Here is a 17,391-nt window from a genome sequence, read left to right as displayed (position 1 = left end):
ATTAGGCACTAACCATTAATTCATCTGGGTTATTTATAACTTTTCGCAATTTTTGACTAAAGTAACGCACTTCATAATTAGGAGCCAATTCTTCTCGTAACTGATGCCATAAATCAACTCCTTCTCGTTCAAATTTTTCAGCTTCTTCAACAGTTGCAAAACCTGATGAAGCTGGATCGTCCCACTTCAAAATTTGATCGTAGGTGGCAGCCCATTTTTCCAAACGCTTGATTGTCTTTTTACTCAAGGGTAATAATGCGGGATTGATATCTCCAATATTATCAGGATCGAGTCCCCACAAAGAGTACGAGCAATAATCTGGCATTAACTTGATGTTGATTGTCATTTGATTTCTCCTTTTTTCAGTTATTGTGAAGTAGAGCGAGGATTGGCACAGACTATATAACCATTACTACCTACTGTAACAGCAATTAACTGAGTTTTGCCATTAAAGATAATTTGATAAATAGGGCAATTGGGTTTTTGATAACCTACTACAGTCCCCTGAATAACGGCTAGGAAGACTGCATCGGGAACCTCGGCTTCATAAATTCCTTTTTCGGCAAATTCATCTTTGTGATTTTCTAATATATGTTGCAGTCCAGAACTAGCATTTCCCCTTTCTAAGAAAACTATTTTGCCATTAGGGAGTTGGGATATTCGCAAAATTTCTTCAGGTGTATGTTTAATTCCAGCTTTTCTAAGTTCAGCAATGAGAGTATTTTTTTCGTCGGATAGGTTTGTCAATGTTTATGGCTTTAGTCAATAATAATAGCTGAGGTTAATGGTAGCATAGTTAGAGATGTAAGGGTTGTATAGAAATTTTTAAATCGCAAATGGATACGGATAGATGAAGTGCGATCTCGCTTTTTGGGGAAAGAGCGATCGCACTTCTTAATATTACTATTCCGGTAGCAATCGCACTTTAAGGATGAGGTGTAATTCCAATAACTGTGATTACACCTTTGTCCGGGCCATAATACCAAAAAACTCGAAACGCTGCTGGGGTTTTGTTTTCGACGTAAGCCTCAAATATTTCTTCTTGATTAGGGCCTGATAATGTGTCGTATTTATGAGTTTTCAAGCTGGGATGGCGTAAATTAGTTGCCATTAATCCAAGTGTTTTCAGCACTTTATTGTATTTTTTGGCATCGAGTTCTTGAAGATTAATTAAGCTATCTCTAGCTGATGAAGAAAATTCTATCCGAAAATTCATTCCTCTTCAATCTCCAAATCAGCATATTCAGAAAAGTCACCCAAGTCATGTACTTCACCTTTAGCTGCTTGGGCGAGGCCGCACTTGACTGAGGCTAATGCTTGGGGGTTTTGCCACAACCACTGTTCGCAATCAGGTATGTTGGTTATTGGGTCTAATAAAATTTGTCCGGCTTCGTTGACCAGAACGCGATACTCTGTTGACTTGGGTTCGAGGTTTAAACTGAGGCATCCTTGTGGATCTGTGCTGATTAAGTTTTTCAGAATCCAAAACATATCTTTCAGCTATTATAAAGTTAGGTAAAACTCCCTGGGATAGAGTTTTACTCAATTGTAACACATTAGATTTTGAGCAAGAATATTATGCACCTGGAGTTACAGCTACGCCTCATTCATTGTTACTATTTTTGATGGAACAGCGAGTGCTAAAACCGGCGGATTTGGTGGGAATTATTGGCGATGAAGCCGGAGTTTATGAATTGGTTAATGGCCAGCGAGATATCAGCAAAGAGCAGGCCTTGATTCTGGGTAGTTTTTTTTATGTGGAGCCGAGTTTGTTTACTAATTAATAGCTTTTTAACGGCAAATTTACGCAGATAGAAATGGATGGAGCAAAGGCGATACCTTTGGCTGGCAAAGCCTATGCGCTTTTTTAACCACAAATAGAGATGGATGGGGAAAGGGCGATACTTGTCAAAAAATTGTACTATTTTATGTTAAATTTCAATTGTAATAACTTATAAAATAGTGTAATTATGGCTAATTTACCATCAAGAACAACTGAAACTATCAATCAATTAAAACAGCAGGCGTTAGACATTGTTAATGAAGCTTCAGCCTTGGAATTAACTATTTTTGAGCTATTTGGAGAGACAGAGGTAACGATTCCGGCACTAGATGAAATGAAAAGTGCCGCCGAAGATGCTGAATCTTCCTACTCTCAACTGTCTAATATCCAGCTTCAAATTGCCAAAGCTCAACATCAGGCCTCTCCTGATATGCTACAATTACTAGAACGAGCTATAGCACGAACCCAAGCAAGGATTCCGGCGTTGGAGCGTAGTATTGAAGAAGTTAAAATGGAATATAACTTGCCATGAATAAACAACCCCATATCCCCGATCCAGAAACATCTAAACGCTTGCTTGCTAACCTCCGCCGCTCTCGAATGGAGGTTCAAGAAGTGAATTTAGAATTAGGAGAAATTAATGCGATGCTGGCAGAACAGCTTCGCGAACAAAGATTGAAGCGAGTCAGGCGATCGCTCAATAACTCAACAGCAGAATTGTAAAATTATTAGCAAAAGTAGCCAAAAGTTTATGGAGCGCGATCGCGCTTTTTTAACCACAGATCGACGTGGATGAATAAAGGGCGATCGCGCTTTTTGGGAAAAGGCGATCACTAATATTACTATCATAGAACTATGGGTAACTATCCTACAGCGTTATCCTATCTGAATGATTGGATCGTTCAAAGGAATAGTAAATAAGGCATTTTTCACAATGTCTGGCTGCGTGTTGATGACGACACCAAAGATGTTTGTATAGACACCAAAAATTTCATTGGTTTCTGTGTACTGAATAATCGTGTCAGCAATACCATCTTGATTGACATCAGTAGGAGTGAAGGTAAGAATATCTATGGGTACGCCTCCATTAATGCCAATTAGATCGCCTTCACTCGCATTGAAGTCAAGTATCGAATCAGCAGTAGCAGCATTGGTTTCTTCTATACCTGTATCTGTTCTCAGGATAAAGATATCGCTTCCACTTCCACCAGTCAGGCGATCCGTTCCTCTATCAGCAATTAAGATATCTTCTCCGTCATCGCCAAAGATTTGATCGTTGGCTTTTCCTCCCCTAACTAAATCATCATCTACCCCTCCTAAGATGAAATCATCACCTTCATTACCGTTGAGAATATCGTTGCCATCGTCACCTAAAATGCGATCATTACCTTTTAATCCCAGCAGGTAATCGCCACCACTAGCACCTTCAATAGTGTCAGCACCCTCCGCAGCTAATACTATATCTGTAGCAGGTGAACCAATTATGTTATCGTTACTTTCAGTCCCCAGCAACCCTCCGGGATATTGAGCCATGACTTCTTCAGTAATCTGAAAAGTTGAATTTTGCTCGGCTGAAGCTTGTAAGTTTTGGGCAACTCGTTGAGGCGGAAAAAGAACGCTGGACACACCAGCATATAAACCATCTAAAAAGCCTTTACTAAAATTGGCGACTCTGGTGTTAAACTCATCTGTTGTCTCTCCTATCTTATTTCCTACCTTCTCTGATAACTCTATCGCATCAGTTACCAAAAAAGTAGTTGGTATAACTTTGCCAATTAATTGAGCATTAGAAAATTGTTGTTCAGGGGTGTTAAATCGTCCTAGTGTTGTTCGACCGCTATCAGCAGAAAATCCTACTAACTTAAGTTTATAGTCTGAACCTTGGAACTTAAAGCTTTCTTGAGAAATACCAGCATCGGAAAAGCGAAGAATATCTGCATCCTTAACAGGATCGCCTGTATTTTCTGTAGCAGTTAAGTTGAAGGGGAAATTAAAAGTCTGGGTGTTAGGTACAGGATTAGTGAGAGACAGCGTGATATCAAGAGGAAAATCACCTTTAGGGGTTGAAGATTCTAAAGTAATTCCATTGCGATAAGTCAGATTGCCCAGATTAAAATTAATATCAGTTGCCGTAGTAAATTCACTGTCGTCAAACTGCACATAGCTTTCGCTGTCTCCATCAGCAGGAGTTCCTAAAGTTTTTTTATTTTCGTCGTTGTCAAAAGTTCCAGAAGTTGAGCCAGCAAAAAGAGCTTTAGTGGTGTCAACGTCAATTTTACCAGTCTCAGTGGAATTCAACCTATTCAGGTTTAGCAATTTTCCATCAGATTGAGGAAAAACAGTTCCTTTAATTAGGTTGGTATATAATTCATTTGCGTAACCGTGATTATCAGCCAAGGTGAATTTTCCTGGCTGATTGAAATTATTCCAGTTAATAAATACATCAAAGTCCCCTATAGCCCCATCATGTCCGAGAGTTTTGCTTGTATGAATGGCAATTACTCTCTTAGCATCATCTGGATCTAAGCGATCACTGGGTGGTACTGGCTCCTGTTCCAGAACTTCGACAGATGTAAAACTCCCTGGAGACGGGCCTGGTATTAACACTGTTCTAAAATTCCCTGTGTTTCTAGTTTCAAAATTAGGCCCTGCTGGGTCTAAACCAGTGATGCCATTTAGTTCCTTACCTGTGAGTTCTTTATATTTAGCGCCAGCAAAACCTGATACATGAGCGCCTAAACTGTGACCAATTAGTTCTGTTTTGTTTGGGTCAAGATTTCGTGCTTTTAGATACTGAGCAAGTTGCTCTCCTACTTCTTTGGTATTCGTGGCTGCTTGACCGTAAGCAATTAATGGAAGTCCTGGTTTAGCACCATCCTCCCAGTCTACTAGAATAATATTAGCGTTAGGCTCTTTTTTTCGAAGAGCATCTGCCATTTTTGACATCCAGTCTTCAGGTTTAAATTGATTGTTCGGATTACCACCTGTGGTTGTTACTAAGTTAGATGTATTACCACCCTGATTGAGATATCCATGAGTTATTACATAGGTGTTTTGCTCAGGATTTGTTCCAAATGGCTCAGAGATATCAAGGAGTCCAACTGGGTTGGCAGACCTTAATGCAGAAGCATCTATTCCTAGCGTACTAGGAGTAGATTGAACTATTCTGTCCTTACCCCATATATTGAAATTCACTTTAACCATAATTCAAACTCCTCACCAATAGATTTACGTCAAAACCAGCAAAGCCTGCCTTGCAAGCCTTCCTATGTACCTCTCTGGGCGATTTCACCTTTTTTACGCCCTGCAACCTGTTTTGTAATAAAACTTCACATTGCTCCCAACAGCAGATAAGTTGTATCCCTAATCGAGAGCGAGATTCACCCTCAAACTCGGTAAACTGCGATCGCCTTTCATATCTCTGGCTTCACCTACAGATTCGGAGGTAAAAGCCTAACTCATCATTTCAGAATACTCCTGAATCCTTGCTCTGTATCGGCTCAATGGCTCACCATTTGGCTCAATATAAAAGGCTCTTTTGACTCATTTAGATCATTTGGCTCATCTTTCGGCTTTCCAACCTGAGCTATAATTAAATTCGATCGCAATTGTGCTAAAGGACTAACAATGGCAGGTTTACTCAGGGCGTCTGAAGAAGGGCTGAAAATCATTGACATGGTAAGGCGCAATCTCGGATGGAATAAAACTGAGGATACTTGGTGTCTCGCTGCTTTAGTTTCAACAGCTACTTTAAAGCGGTTTTGGGCTAGAATAGGAATTAGACGAGAGAACTTTATCAATATTTGCAAAGCAGTAGAAATAGAAAACTGGGAATACATAGCTGAAGGCTACAAAATTAAGAAAACAGAACCACTTTTCGCCGCCGCGATCGCAGATATTCCCCTAGACTCTGAAAACGATAAAAACTTCCCCCTACCTGAAAATTTACCCCCCGTAAGAAATTGGGTAAATCGAACAAAAGAAATCGACATCTTAAAAACCCTAATTGCTCCTGCTCCCCACCTTACCAAGGGGGGGCTGGGGGGGGTTCCTATCGCCATCTCAATTGTCGGCTTACCAGGTATCGGAAAAACCTCCCTGATCAGCCAACTAATTCGCCAATTACACACAGAAAATACCTGCTTTACCGCCGTCGTTTGGCAATCATTAGAATCAGCAACAGGTAAAGCACCCCCCTTTGATCGCATAATTGACTCCCTGCTATTTACCCTTTCCAACGGCGACATTACTGCTGAAAATGACTGTGGTAAAAAAACTGAAAATCTGCTCAAAATCCTCAGAGAAAAACCTTGCTTGCTCGTTTTCGATCGCGCTGACACACTTTTGAAAACCGGAGAGGCAAAAACTACTGGTTATTTCTCGGACAATTGTGCCGAATATGCTTGGTTATTCAAACAACTATTAGAAACAGAACATCAAAGCAAAATCCTATTCACCAGTCGTGAAAGTTTAGCGGAATTACCGCCAACTCTTACCCGTGAAATCCTGCTAAATGGACTCAATCAAGATGCCGCAATTACCCTATTACAATCTTTTAATCTAACAGGGAATGAAGAAGAATTAGCCGAATTATCAGCCCGCTATCAAGGACATCCTAAAGCCTTGCAACTGGTAGCCTCCTTAATTCGGGATGATGCTGAATTTCAAGGAAATGTAGGAAATTTTTTGCAGGATAGAGACTGGTTATTAATCCGAGATATCGAAAAGTTAATTGATGAAATAATAGCGCGTATTAGTGAAATAGAGCAAACTTGTCTGAGCAGAATTTCTGTCTATCAAACTTCAGAATATCCCCTATCTTTTGCTGCAATTGCTACTCAAATGCCAGAAGTAAGTAAATATGAACTCAAAGAAAATATTATCCTGGCTCTCAAGCGTCGGCAATTGCTATATTATGATTGCCAACGCGAATCTTATCAATTGCATCCGCTAGTACAAGAAAAAGGCGATCGCTTGTTGAATCAAAACCCTAAAAATGTTAGCACAGCGCATCGTCAAGCCTATAGTTATTATATTAATATTCCGCTCAAACCTAAATCTGAATGGCAAAATATTGAGGATATTAAACCACTAATCAGAGCGCACTATCATGCGTCTCAAGCAGAAGATTTAGACGCAGTAAAGGCGATAATTGCTGAAGTGTGCGAGGTTATTGATTGGGTGGGGGGTTTTATCAATATATTTGCCACCCACCGAGCAATGCTCACTATCCCAGTTAGACTGTTGACTATTGCGGACTCAGAGGAAACAGAGGAAACAAACGTGCAGACCAAAGACCAAGAAACATCAAGAAACATCAAGAAACATCAAGAAACATAAAAGTTTTCTTCCCCCTCCCCTGCTCCCCTGCTCCCCTGCTCCCCTGCTCCCCTGCTCCCCCTGCTCCCCTGCCTCCCCTGCCTCCCCTGCTCCCTATCCCCCTATTCCCCGCCTTGGATTTTCAGTAACAGAAAGCCACCGCCCAAACCCACGAGAATCAGGGAAAAGCACAGGAAAGCAGTTGAGAAAATTTCTCCGGTCATGATATTGTCACTCCATTTATTATAATTAAGACTTATTGTATCGGATTTTTGCCACCCGTTATTATGGAGGAGGATGAATTTGGAGGTCACGGGGGATTTTCTCCAGCACAAGCTCATTTACTCTATCAAACCATTCAAGACTTTTTGCAAACCCATCAACTTTGGTAAAAGGATTTAACCATGACTCAAAATATCTTAAATTTAAAGGATAAAATTCAATATGCAGACGCTGGAATTTTAAGTTCAGTGCTTTGGAAAAATGAGACTTGCCAATATACCCTATTTTGTTTAGCAAAAGGAACTGATATTTCTGAACATACCTCTAGTCGAAATGCCACAGTTCAGGTATTAGAAGGGGAAGGAATTTTAACCTTAAATGGGGAAGATATTCAATTAAAACCTGGGATTTTTATTGTCATGGCTGCTAACGCCCCCCATGCTTTAAAAGCAGAGTCTAATTTAGCTTTTTTGTTGACTTTATCCACACCTGAATCTTAAAATTATAGTATAATCAATATCCGATTCGGGATTCCTCAGACTATACTCTAAGTAAGGAATCCCTTGGAGATTGATTAATCCATGTTAGAACTGCACTGTCATACCACTTACTCCGATGGTCAACTGACTCCAACGGAATTGGTAAAGGTCGCCGCCAAAGCTGGAGTTAAGGCATTAGCGATTACCGATCATGATACTTTATCGGGTTGGGAAGAAGCATTTCAGGTGGCGCAATTCTATGATATAGAAATTGTCCCAGGTGTGGAATTATCAACGGTTTATAATGAAAAGTCATTACATATTTTAGGGTTTTATCCTGATAAAAATAAATTGGAAAATCCCCTCAAAGAACGTTTAAATGGACGCAAAAATCGAGCTAATCAAATTATAGAAAAACTAGCTGAACTTGGTTATCCAATTGAGTTAGAACCCATGGGGGAAGGGATGGCGGTGGCCCGTCCCCATATTGCCATGGCGATGTTAAAAGCGGGTTATGTTAAGTCTACCAGAGAAGCATTTGATCGCTGGTTAGGAGATTATAAACCTGCATTTGTTCAGTATGACAAATTTTCGAGTATTGATGGGATTAAATTATTAAAATCCTGCGGTGCTATTCCGGTTTGGGCTCATCCTTATTTATATCAAGGGGGAAAGATTGAAACGGTTTTTCAAGAATTATTAGAAGCTGGATTAATGGGGTTAGAAGTTTATCATCCCCATCATAGTTTATCACAAATTCAACGGTTAGAAAAACTTTGTGATGAACATGGTCTATTAAAAACTGGAGGGAGTGATTATCATGGCATAGGAGAAATCAATCAGTTTAATTTACCTCTGAGTTTATTAGAAACCATGAAACAATCAGTTATCAGTTTTTAAATAATCGGTAATAAAATCTCAAATTCCGTCCCCACCCCTAAATCAGAAATAAAGTTCAGTTGACCCTCATGTTTTTCGCTAATAATTTGGTAACTAATAGCTAATCCTAATCCGGTGCCTTTTCCGGCGGGTTTAGTGGTAAAAAAAGTATCAAAAATTCGAGATTGAATTTCTTGGGGAATGCCCATTCCATTATCTCGAATACAAATGGATAGCCATTCTGAGTTAACATCAATATCAAGAATATTTTGGTCAATTAAAGATCGGGATTCTTTGTAAGTTGGTAAACAATATAATAAGCGATTTACCTGAGAAAGTTGGGCTAATTGAGCCGGATATATTTGATCTTCAGATAGGGTTTTAACCCTGGTATTAATCTCGATTTTGGGGGATTGTTGATCGGTTTCTTCCCTTTCTTCTAAGGCATCAATGGCATTAGAAATTAGGTTCATAAATACTTGACTGAGTTGACCCGAATAACACTTGATTAAAGGAATATCACCATAGTTTTTAACTACTTCTATTTTCTGTTTCAGACGATTTTTTAAAATTAATAACGTCCCATCCAGACAATCATGGATATTAATTTCTCGCCGTTGGTTCCCATCGATATGAGAAAAACTATGCAAACTATTAACCAGTTGACCCAGACGTTCTGAACTAACTAAAATACTTTTAATTGCTTCTCCTAAGTCTGGTTGCAAAAATTCAAAATCAATTTCTGCTTTAACATCATCAATCGCAGTACAAGGTTTTTCTATATTTTCTTCATAGGTTTGAATTAACTTCATTAAATCTTGATAATAATTTAATAGACAACTAGAATTTCCTACAATACAACTAACAGGATTTCGGATTTCATGGGCAACTCCAGCGACCATTTTTCCTAAACTGGCTAATTTTTCAGTTTGAATTAATTCGGATTGAGCTTGTTGACGTAATAATTCAGTTGCTAATTGATGAATATGGGATTGAGCAACTAATAACTGTTGAATATCCAGCAGTTGATGATAATTTTCTGTTAACTGAACTATAATTGGTTCATATAACAATTCAGGCGATCGCTTGACAACTTGATGGGCTGCTTCTACAATTAAAGTATCTCCAGATAAAACCAATAATTCTATTTTAGCAAACCGTTGTAATGAGCGAATAGAACGTTGTAGAAATAATTCTCGTCCATAGGGACGACTTAAATGTTCTAAAAATCTCCGTCGAGAAATCATCCCACTAAACTGACCATCTTGAGTTAATATTACACCTGGAATTAGGGGATTTTCTTCTAACTTTCGAGTCACAATAATTCCAGGTTGGTTGACATCAACCTGAACATCATATAAAGATAAATTCTTGAGAGTTGACTCTAAGTTTAAGTCATTAATTGACGAGAAAGGAAGGAGTGAAAACTGCATTTCCGTATCGTAGATATTGACCATAATAATATTAATGGTAATTCATCAAAATTTAACTTATAGGATAAAGGATGCCTTTTAACCCTGAAAGCATTCGGTTCTATTTTATTCCATAATTTGGAATTTGAAGCGAAATTCAAAATTTAACCTATTATTAATATTTTTACCTGTTTTTAATCTTAACTCATGACCCCGTAGGGGCGGGTTCGAGTTAACCTTTAATCCCCACAAACAATCTCCCAAAACCAGCCCCGAACCCATTCCAGAATTCGGGATTAATTTAAGATTAATTTTGGGGTAGGGCGGGTTTAGAAAGATTGTCTGTAGATATTATCAATCGTTGTGGAAACCACCCCTACGCTTTTAATCATTCATTATCGGAGAGAATTTGTAAGCGAATTCTGCCCTCGCTACCATCGCCTAATTGCACTTCAATAATTTGACCTGCTAACTGTTCTAAACAGCCTAAAAGCGATCGCAAATGGGGGGTACTTGCCCCCGTATCCACATATAAACGGTCGGCTAAACTGCCAACTCGTTTCCAACTGCTATACAGTTTAACCATAGTTTGTTCGAGGACAGTAGCTTGTTTAACTAAATCAGAAGCCGTATTTAAACATCCCACCCGCAACGCTTCTTCTAGCGCCATTTCCATATCTACAGAAGACTGATTTAAGGCTTGAACTTGACCCGCCGCATCCAAATATTTAGATAAATTTTTGGCTTCCGATGTTAACTGTTTAATCGTATCAACATCGGGATTTTCGATCATTTCCCGTTTTAATTCCGTAATATGTGCTTCGGGTAATTTTTCCATTTCTCGAACTAATGGCGCCAAATAGCGAGGCGGCATTGCCCCCTCCGTGGCTTTTTCTCGAATGCTATCAGGAATTAAATCGGAACTCATCGCCGTCCATTCATCATTCAGTTGTCGGACTTCACGGCGAGTAATGCGATCGCCATTACAAGCCGCATCACTAACCATTTGTTGCACTTCTGCGGGTGCTTTTGCCGTTTCTATAAACGCCCTTTTACTAAAATTATTAATTGCATCGGGGTTAAGATGACCTTGAAGTAATAAGGCATCAGCACTATTAGCTAATTCAATTAAAGCATAGGCTTGACTTTTGCTAATTTCCCGTTCTTTTAACCAATTTAAAAAGCCTGTACCCCGTCCTTCGCCGCCTTTTTTTTCTCGATCTCGGACAACTCTTAATATTCTGCCGCGCCAGATTTCTGTTTGCAAGTCGAAGCGATCGCAAACTTTCCAAGCGACATCAATTTGCTGTTCAAAATCTAATTCAGGAATTTCCGCTTCTGGATCAGGGAGTTCAAAATGCAGATCCTGAAATTCTGCTAAAACCTGGATCAGTTCATCGGGGATTTGGGGAATGTCGGCCATTGGACGCACGTTGGGTTGGGAGACTGCGGGATCATTATTGCACAATTCGGGAACCTCTGGAGTTCTTCTGCGGGTGTTGTGTCCAGTTTGGATGAGCTATCATCGTTGTTTCTTTGATAGTGACGCACCCTGGAGGTTTAAGAAACAGCAATAAACTGGTTAATGGCGTCTATAAGTTGATCAATTTCTGAGGAGAGGGTAAAGTAATGAACACAAGCTCTAACGCAATTAGGATCGAGGAGAGTTCTCAGGAAAATGCCTTGATTTTCTAAAGTATTGACTAAGGATTTATGGGATTTGCCATTAGTGAGTTGAAAGGAAACTAAACCCGCTTCTGGGGGAGAAGTTTTTAAACATTGAATTTGAGGAATTTCTGCTAATTTTTGCCATAAATATTGACTATTTTGACAAATTTGTTGATAACGTTCCGTTGCCGTTCCCCATTGATGATGGAGAGCGATCGCATGGCGTAAAGCCGCATATAATGGATAGGCGGAAGTTGCCACTTCATAGCGTTTTCCATCCGGTGTCCAAGAGATAGGTTTTCCCTGTTCATCACCGATAATACTGCGCCATCCAATAAAGGTTGGGGATAATTCTGATCGAGATTGGGTACTAACATATAACCCCCCTAAGCCATCTGGCCCACAAAACCATTTATGACCCGTAAAGGCATAAAAATCAACCCCGGTTTCTGTTAAGTTGATGGGTAAAACTCCTACGGATTGAGCCGCATCTACTAATACTTTTGTGTTATAATTATTGTGGCAAAGATTAACAATTTCTGTCAAGGGCAATACTTGACCCGTATTCCATAAAATATGACTAATCACTAATAGACGAGTATGGGGTTTTAAATATTCAGAAATCATCCCTACGGGATCGTTTTGGTTTAAGGTTTCTCTTAAGGGAAAAAATGAAACTTCCAGATAAAAACGACGTTGAATTTCTTGAATAATTGCTAAAATTCCTGGGTGTTCACAATCGGAAATTAACAGATGATCCCCGGGTTGCCAATCAATTCCCCAGAGGGCAATATTACAGCCTACAGTAACATTTTCGGTGAAGGTGAGGGTTTCCGGTGAGATTCCTAATTCCGTAGCCAGTAAATGACGAGTTAATTGGGTTTCTTGGTTTTGCCATTGGTTGACTTTCCCCGAAAAAGGGCCATGGGATTGCATATATTTATACCCTTCAAAAATAGCATCCATGGATATTTGTGCTAATGGCCCTTGTCCGCCATAATTAAAATAGGCTTTATTGGTTAAGGCGGGAAACTGTTGGCGATGGGTTTTTAGGGAAGAAATTGTCATAATATTGAAGGTTAGTTATTTTTCGTTAAGTAGAGACGTTCCATGGAACGTCTCTACTCTAATTAGTTTAATCTGAATAGGATATCTGATGTACAATTAATCATTGACACTAAATAATCATGTTAATCACCGATAAACAACTGTTACTTTATCAACGCTGTAAGAGGCGGGCATTTTTAGACCGTTATGGCGATATTTCTCAACAAGATCCTCCCAGTGATTTTTTACTGAAATTGATCCGCGATAGTTCGGCTTATCAGAAATATATTTTATCTCAATATCCCTATTCTAAACTGAGTTATTTTTTTGGAAATTGGGACTTAGGCGCGAAACAAACCATAGAGTTAATGCAGCAAGGAGTTGAGCGAATTTATCAAGGGATTTTGTTAAAAATAGAGGTAATTAATCAATCTGAAATTTTAGGGAATAGGGATAATTTATCAGAATCTAATCAAATAATTGAAATTAAATTACTTAGTAGTCCTGAATTATTAGTGAAACAACCTGGATTTTCTAAATTTGGTGATTGGGTTTATGTTTCTCAAGATATTAAATTAGGAAAACGTCCTAAACTTGATTATCAAATTATTTCTGCGTTTCATGCTTATTTATTAGCAGATATTCAAGGAATACAGCCGGAAACAAGTTGGTTGATTTTACGCGGTAAAGCGCCTTATTCAGTTGATTTAGAACAACGTCTTCCGAAAATGCACGATGTTTTAAATAATTATTTAAACATGGTTTTATCTCGTCAAGAACCGGAGGTTTTTATTGCTAGACAAAAATGTAATTTATGTCAATGGCATAGTTATTGTTTGGATGTGGCGCGATCGCAAAATCATATTTCTTTAATTCCAGGGGTGACTCCAACTCGTTATTTGCGGTTACAAGAAATTAATTTAACCACTGTTCAAACCTTAGCTAAAGCCACCCCAGAACAATTAGAAGTTTATCCCGAATTTGCTGAAGGAATTGCCTTACAAATTATTAAGCAAGCTGAGTCAAATTCAGATAATAAAGCCATTAAACGTTGGGAAGAATTTATCAGTTTTGAAGAACATTTTAATTCTAGCGAATGGATTAAAATTTTTCAAGACAATTATCAAAATAAATTAAAAAAATTTCCCGTTGAAATTTATTTTGATATTGAAGCCCAACCAGAATTAAACTTGGATTATCTTCATGGAATGTTGGTCATCGATCACCGTTCAAATCAACAAAAATTTTATCCATTTTTAGCAGAAAATCAGACCCAAGAAGAATTAATTTGGAAACAGTTTTTAGAATTGGTTTGGATGTATCCTATCGCCCCTATTTTTCATTTTTGTGACTATGAACCTAAGACCATTAAAAGATTAGCTATGGTCTATCATACCCCTGATTATTTGTGGAAACCTGTATTAAACCGATTTATTGATCTTCATGCTAAAATGATAGAAACTGTCACCCTTCCGGTGGAAAGTTATGCCCTGAAACCCGTGGCGAAATGGCTGGGGTTTGAATGGCGTGATCCGACAGCTAATGGTGCTCAATCTGTTTGTTGGTACGAACAATGGTTAAAAACAGGCGATCGCAGTTTATTAGATGCCATTGTTAAATATAATGAGGATGACTGTCGGGCTACATTTCATATTAAAGAATGGTTAACGGAATTTCTTAATGATTAGATTTAGTTTTTTAGTTTGGTTTAGATATTGATTGTATAACCCTTAGATTATCTCGCAAAAATTAAAGTATAGGTCAATTAAATGCGAATTTTTTTATCAATTTTTGAGGTAATTTTAATCTTGACTTTATTTTTTATCTTCAGCACTTCTAGTGTGGCAATTTCAACGATTATTGACTTTATGGGACAAGCTAATTTACCCACAGGATTACTCTATAATAATACAGAAGTCGGCGGTTTATCAGGAATTACCTATAACCCTGAACAACAGGTTTACTACGCCATATCCGATGACTCCAGCAATAAAAATAAAGCTCGATTTTACACCCTGAATATTGATTTAAGTTCCGGTTCCCTCCCAGAAACAGGGGTAAGTGTAATTGGTGTGACTCAGTTATTAACAGAAACCGGAGAAACCTTTACTAAAGATAGTCTTGATCCTGAAGGAATTGCTTTTTCTGGAAATAGTGTCTTTATTGCTTCGGAAGGGAATTTTTATGGGAATATTCTAGATTTTATTAAGGAGTTTTCTTTGCAGGGTAAACTATTACGTTCTTTACCTATTCCTGAGAAATTTAGAGATAAAAATTGGAGTAAAAATCAAGGGGTTCGTTCTAATTTATCCTTAGAAAGTTTAACCATAACGCCCGATAAAAACTATTTGTTTACAGCTAGTGAAAATGCCTTAATTCAGGATGGAGAAATAGCGAATTTAGATCGGGGAACTCCTAGTCGAATTTTGCGATATAATCTACAAACCAATCAACCTGATCGAGAGTTTTTATATTTTACCGATCCCTTGGCTAATTCTTCTTTTATTGCAGAACAGTATGATAGACAGGGTTTAGTTGATTTATTGGCAATTGATCAGGAGCATTTAATTAGTTTAGAACGGTCTTTTTCCTTGGGTTTAGGATATACAATTAAATTATTTTTAGTTAATTTAGAAAAAGCCGATAATATTCAAGAATTGGAGAGTATAAAACTAGCAAATTCAGAAATTTTACCCGTAGAAAAAACGTTATTACTCAATTTAAACAGTTTAAATATTTTGATCGATAATATTGAAGGATTAACTTGGGGTTCTCCCTTACCCGAAGGTGGGCGATCGCTAATTCTAATTAGTGATAATAACTTTATGAGTTTACAAACCACCCAGATTATCGCATTAAGAATTAATCCCAACGTAGTAAGCCCTGAAGGGCTTTGAGGCGTAAACACCTCACTACAAGATTTGAGGCGTAAACACCTCACTACAAAAGCATAACCAAAGTTTAACCTGAGAAACCTTGACAACCGATTGGGGTAATAAGCTATGATTGAGATACAAATACCTGTACTCAGTCTCTCGCTCTCAAATGGAATCATCCAGCCTGTCTTTGTCGGGTCTGAGAGGGGAGCAAAAATCAAACCTCATTGGGGGTGAAATTCTTCTTTACCTAGCGAGACGATACCTTTTTAGTGTAATTATCGCGACTTTTGTATCGGGTTTGGTGACTTTCCAAGGGCCAGTGGTCGAACTGGCAACACCCATTTAACCTGTATATAAAGTTGATTAAGAGAACAAAATTTAATTAATTTATTAACCCATTTTTATGAGTGTCTAACTCGATAAAACCTGACTATTACTGTGTTACCCACACAGGGCAGAGTTTTATCATCAGAATTAATTTTTAACCCTAGAACTATATCAATTGAAGTCGGTAAACCTCAATATTGAGATGTTTCCAGCGACACTTAGGTTTAGTTTAAAACTTTCCGTTATTAATATTAATGGAAAAGAATCAAAGGTTGTATTCCTACAACAACCTCAAGTTTTTGCTACAAATTTTTCAGTTCAAGATTAAGTCAAAATCCTCCGAATATTCGGAACAGTTGATTATGAATACCTTAATGATTAAATCCTACGAAGGTCAAAAAGATTGGTCGGCGATCGCTAATTTATTTAAAGCCTGTCAAACCGTTGATCATCTTAGCGAAGATGAAAGTTTAGCCGACTTAAAATTAGGTCTATCTTCTCCTAATGTTAATCCCCAACAAGATATCCGTCTGTGGACAGACACAGAGGATCAACTTTTAGGGTTAATTGGCATTGAACCCCTAGCCTCTAAACTGGTAATTGATGGATATTTTGGTCTATATATTCATCCGAGTATCCGATCTAGCAATTTAGGAAAAGAAATGTTGCGCTGGTGTGAAACTCGCCTGCGAGAAATCGGACAACAAAAACAACAAATGGTACAACTACGAACCTATACTTTAGAAAATCAAAGCCAACAAAATCAACTCCTGAAAAAACAAGGATTTAAAGTTGATCGTCAGTTTATTACCATGGCGAAATCCTTAGAATCTCCCTTATCTATTCCCCAACTTCCTTCGGATTTTAGGTTATCTCATATTCAAGGAAAACAAGATATTTCGGCTTGGGTAGATTTATTTAATGAGTCCTTTATTGACCATTGGGATCATCATGAATTAACCCTGGAACAAGCCCAATATTGGCACAATCAACCCAACTATCAACCGGAATTAGATTTAGTTACCATTGCCCCCAATGGCAACTTTGCAGCCTTCTGTAAATGTCAGTTAAATTCTGATCAAATCGGTTGGATCGAATGGTTAGGAACCCGACGAGGATTTCGGAAATTAGGCCTAGGAAAAGCTATGCTTTTTTCCGGTTTATCCCAACTCCAAAAAGCCGGAGCAACTACCGCAAAACTGAGCGTAGATGCCGATAGTTTGACCGGAGCAACTAAACTCTATGAATCCGTTGGTTTTCAACCCGTAGCCAATTGGTTATCCTGGGTTAAACCATTATCCCGTCAAAATCTCAGCCAACTTTTCCCCCAACAAGCCACGGCTTAAATCAGCTATAAAATAAGTAGTAGAGACGTT

Annotated in this window: 18 protein-coding genes; 9 read left to right on the top strand and 9 right to left on the bottom strand. The window is 38.3% G+C overall.

The features are described from left to right. Position 1 precedes the first annotated feature (1 nt). The 4 genes from NMG88_RS17550 to NMG88_RS17535 all read right to left on the bottom strand — a co-directional run bounded on the left by NMG88_RS17550 (position 2) and on the right by NMG88_RS17535 (position 1,491). Complete coding sequence (locus NMG88_RS17550) at positions 2-346, bottom strand: hypothetical protein (protein ID WP_026785554.1); 345 nt, start codon at positions 344-346, stop codon at positions 2-4. Positions 347-366: 20 nt separating this feature from the next. Beyond that, positions 367-747, bottom strand: coding sequence for a hypothetical protein (locus NMG88_RS17545; protein ID WP_026785553.1), 381 nt, complete (start codon positions 745-747; stop codon positions 367-369). A gap of 178 nt (positions 748-925) precedes the next feature. Next, positions 926-1,216 (bottom strand): hypothetical protein, encoded by a 291-nt coding sequence (locus tag NMG88_RS17540; RefSeq protein ID WP_026785552.1) that lies wholly within the window; start codon positions 1,214-1,216, stop codon positions 926-928. Next, a complete protein-coding gene (locus NMG88_RS17535) occupies positions 1,213-1,491 on the bottom strand; it encodes a hypothetical protein (RefSeq protein ID WP_026795835.1) in 279 nt (92 codons plus the stop codon). Before NMG88_RS17535 ends, NMG88_RS17540 begins: the two co-directional genes overlap by 4 nt. A gap of 134 nt (positions 1,492-1,625) precedes the next feature. On the opposite strand from NMG88_RS17535, the gene NMG88_RS17530 reads away from it, so the two are divergent. The 3 genes from NMG88_RS17530 (at position 1,626) to NMG88_RS17520 (ending at position 2,506) form a co-directional block, all read left to right on the top strand. Beyond that, positions 1,626-1,784 (top strand): hypothetical protein, encoded by a 159-nt coding sequence (locus NMG88_RS17530; protein WP_193372454.1) that lies wholly within the window; start codon positions 1,626-1,628, stop codon positions 1,782-1,784. 186 nt (positions 1,785-1,970) lie between these two features. Further along, positions 1,971-2,315, top strand: a complete 345-nt coding sequence (locus NMG88_RS17525) for a hypothetical protein (RefSeq protein WP_026785550.1) — start codon at positions 1,971-1,973, stop codon at positions 2,313-2,315. Continuing rightward, on the top strand, positions 2,312-2,506 hold the full coding sequence (locus NMG88_RS17520) for a hypothetical protein (RefSeq protein WP_026785549.1): 195 nt from the start codon (positions 2,312-2,314) through the stop codon (positions 2,504-2,506). The genes NMG88_RS17525 and NMG88_RS17520 overlap by 4 nt, the downstream gene beginning before the upstream one ends. A 153-nt stretch (positions 2,507-2,659) precedes the next feature. On the opposite strand, the gene NMG88_RS17515 is transcribed toward NMG88_RS17520, so the two are convergent. Then, a complete protein-coding gene (locus NMG88_RS17515) occupies positions 2,660-4,987 on the bottom strand; it encodes a choice-of-anchor K domain-containing protein (protein WP_254035660.1) in 2,328 nt (775 codons plus the stop codon). A gap of 423 nt (positions 4,988-5,410) precedes the next feature. Here NMG88_RS17515 and NMG88_RS17510 point away from each other — a divergent pair, with 423 nt between their 5' ends. Further along, positions 5,411-7,123 (top strand): NB-ARC domain-containing protein, encoded by a 1,713-nt coding sequence (locus NMG88_RS17510; protein ID WP_254035659.1) that lies wholly within the window; start codon positions 5,411-5,413, stop codon positions 7,121-7,123. Positions 7,124-7,224: 101 nt separating this feature from the next. On the opposite strand, the gene petM is transcribed toward NMG88_RS17510, so the two are convergent. Continuing rightward, positions 7,225-7,326 carry a cytochrome b6-f complex subunit PetM gene (gene petM, locus NMG88_RS17505; RefSeq protein ID WP_079679570.1) on the bottom strand — a complete coding sequence of 34 codons (102 nt, stop codon included), beginning with the start codon at positions 7,324-7,326 and terminating at the stop codon, positions 7,225-7,227. 180 nt (positions 7,327-7,506) lie between these two features. On the opposite strand from petM, the gene NMG88_RS17500 reads away from it, so the two are divergent. Further along, on the top strand, positions 7,507-7,824 hold the full coding sequence (locus NMG88_RS17500) for a cupin domain-containing protein (protein WP_254035658.1): 318 nt from the start codon (positions 7,507-7,509) through the stop codon (positions 7,822-7,824). 81 nt (positions 7,825-7,905) lie between these two features. Beyond that, entirely contained in the window at positions 7,906-8,703 is a 798-nt protein-coding gene (locus NMG88_RS17495; RefSeq protein ID WP_254035657.1) for a PHP domain-containing protein, read from the top strand. Here NMG88_RS17495 and NMG88_RS17490 read toward each other — a convergent pair. The 3 genes from NMG88_RS17490 to NMG88_RS17480 form a co-directional block, all read right to left on the bottom strand. Continuing rightward, positions 8,700-10,139 carry a sensor histidine kinase gene (locus NMG88_RS17490; protein WP_235751369.1) on the bottom strand — a complete coding sequence of 480 codons (1,440 nt, stop codon included), beginning with the start codon at positions 10,137-10,139 and terminating at the stop codon, positions 8,700-8,702. The genes NMG88_RS17495 and NMG88_RS17490 overlap by 4 nt on opposite strands. A gap of 343 nt (positions 10,140-10,482) precedes the next feature. After that, positions 10,483-11,517: a hypothetical protein gene (locus NMG88_RS17485; protein ID WP_042157367.1), complete on the bottom strand. Its 1,035-nt coding sequence runs from the start codon at positions 11,515-11,517 to the stop codon at positions 10,483-10,485. Positions 11,518-11,654: 137 nt separating this feature from the next. Continuing rightward, complete coding sequence (locus NMG88_RS17480; protein ID WP_227365782.1) at positions 11,655-12,830, bottom strand: aminotransferase class V-fold PLP-dependent enzyme; 1,176 nt, start codon at positions 12,828-12,830, stop codon at positions 11,655-11,657. Between the two features lie 119 nt (positions 12,831-12,949). On the opposite strand from NMG88_RS17480, the gene NMG88_RS17475 reads away from it, so the two are divergent. The 3 genes from NMG88_RS17475 (at position 12,950) to NMG88_RS17465 (ending at position 17,361) form a co-directional block, all read left to right on the top strand. Continuing rightward, positions 12,950-14,497, top strand: coding sequence for a TM0106 family RecB-like putative nuclease (locus tag NMG88_RS17475; RefSeq protein ID WP_227365781.1), 1,548 nt, complete (start codon positions 12,950-12,952; stop codon positions 14,495-14,497). An 81-nt stretch (positions 14,498-14,578) separates the two neighbouring features. After that, positions 14,579-15,706, top strand: a complete 1,128-nt coding sequence (locus NMG88_RS17470) for an esterase-like activity of phytase family protein (RefSeq protein WP_042153799.1) — start codon at positions 14,579-14,581, stop codon at positions 15,704-15,706. A 671-nt stretch (positions 15,707-16,377) separates the two neighbouring features. Continuing rightward, entirely contained in the window at positions 16,378-17,361 is a 984-nt protein-coding gene (locus NMG88_RS17465) for a GNAT family N-acetyltransferase (protein ID WP_042153801.1), read from the top strand. Positions 17,362-17,391 lie beyond the last annotated feature (30 nt).

Source organism: Planktothrix agardhii (assembly GCF_904830935.1).
Classification (GTDB): Bacteria; Cyanobacteriota; Cyanobacteriia; order Cyanobacteriales; family Microcoleaceae; genus Planktothrix; species Planktothrix agardhii.
This window is presented reverse-complemented; position numbering and strand designations above follow the sequence as displayed.

Excerpts from the sequence above, each read along its gene's own strand:
- NMG88_RS17515 (WP_254035660.1), bottom strand. The coding sequence starts at position 4,987 with ATGGTTAAAGTGAATTTCAATATATGGGGTAAGGACAGAATAGTTCAA.
- NMG88_RS17520 (WP_026785549.1), top strand. The coding sequence starts at position 2,312 with ATGAATAAACAACCCCATATCCCCGATCCAGAAACATCTAAACGCTTG.
- NMG88_RS17475 (WP_227365781.1), top strand. The coding sequence starts at position 12,950 with ATGTTAATCACCGATAAACAACTGTTACTTTATCAACGCTGTAAGAGG.
- NMG88_RS17550 (WP_026785554.1), bottom strand. The coding sequence starts at position 346 with ATGACAATCAACATCAAGTTAATGCCAGATTATTGCTCGTACTCTTTG.
- NMG88_RS17525 (WP_026785550.1), top strand. The coding sequence starts at position 1,971 with ATGGCTAATTTACCATCAAGAACAACTGAAACTATCAATCAATTAAAA.
- NMG88_RS17480 (WP_227365782.1), bottom strand. The coding sequence starts at position 12,830 with ATGACAATTTCTTCCCTAAAAACCCATCGCCAACAGTTTCCCGCCTTA.
- NMG88_RS17465 (WP_042153801.1), top strand. The coding sequence starts at position 16,378 with ATGAATACCTTAATGATTAAATCCTACGAAGGTCAAAAAGATTGGTCG.
- NMG88_RS17540 (WP_026785552.1), bottom strand. The coding sequence starts at position 1,216 with ATGAATTTTCGGATAGAATTTTCTTCATCAGCTAGAGATAGCTTAATT.
- NMG88_RS17485 (WP_042157367.1), bottom strand. The coding sequence starts at position 11,517 with ATGGCCGACATTCCCCAAATCCCCGATGAACTGATCCAGGTTTTAGCA.
- NMG88_RS17470 (WP_042153799.1), top strand. The coding sequence starts at position 14,579 with ATGCGAATTTTTTTATCAATTTTTGAGGTAATTTTAATCTTGACTTTA.
- petM (WP_079679570.1), bottom strand. The coding sequence starts at position 7,326 with ATGACCGGAGAAATTTTCTCAACTGCTTTCCTGTGCTTTTCCCTGATT.
- NMG88_RS17500 (WP_254035658.1), top strand. The coding sequence starts at position 7,507 with ATGACTCAAAATATCTTAAATTTAAAGGATAAAATTCAATATGCAGAC.
- NMG88_RS17510 (WP_254035659.1), top strand. The coding sequence starts at position 5,411 with ATGGCAGGTTTACTCAGGGCGTCTGAAGAAGGGCTGAAAATCATTGAC.
- NMG88_RS17490 (WP_235751369.1), bottom strand. The coding sequence starts at position 10,139 with ATGGTCAATATCTACGATACGGAAATGCAGTTTTCACTCCTTCCTTTC.
- NMG88_RS17535 (WP_026795835.1), bottom strand. The coding sequence starts at position 1,491 with ATGTTTTGGATTCTGAAAAACTTAATCAGCACAGATCCACAAGGATGC.
- NMG88_RS17495 (WP_254035657.1), top strand. The coding sequence starts at position 7,906 with ATGTTAGAACTGCACTGTCATACCACTTACTCCGATGGTCAACTGACT.
- NMG88_RS17530 (WP_193372454.1), top strand. The coding sequence starts at position 1,626 with ATGGAACAGCGAGTGCTAAAACCGGCGGATTTGGTGGGAATTATTGGC.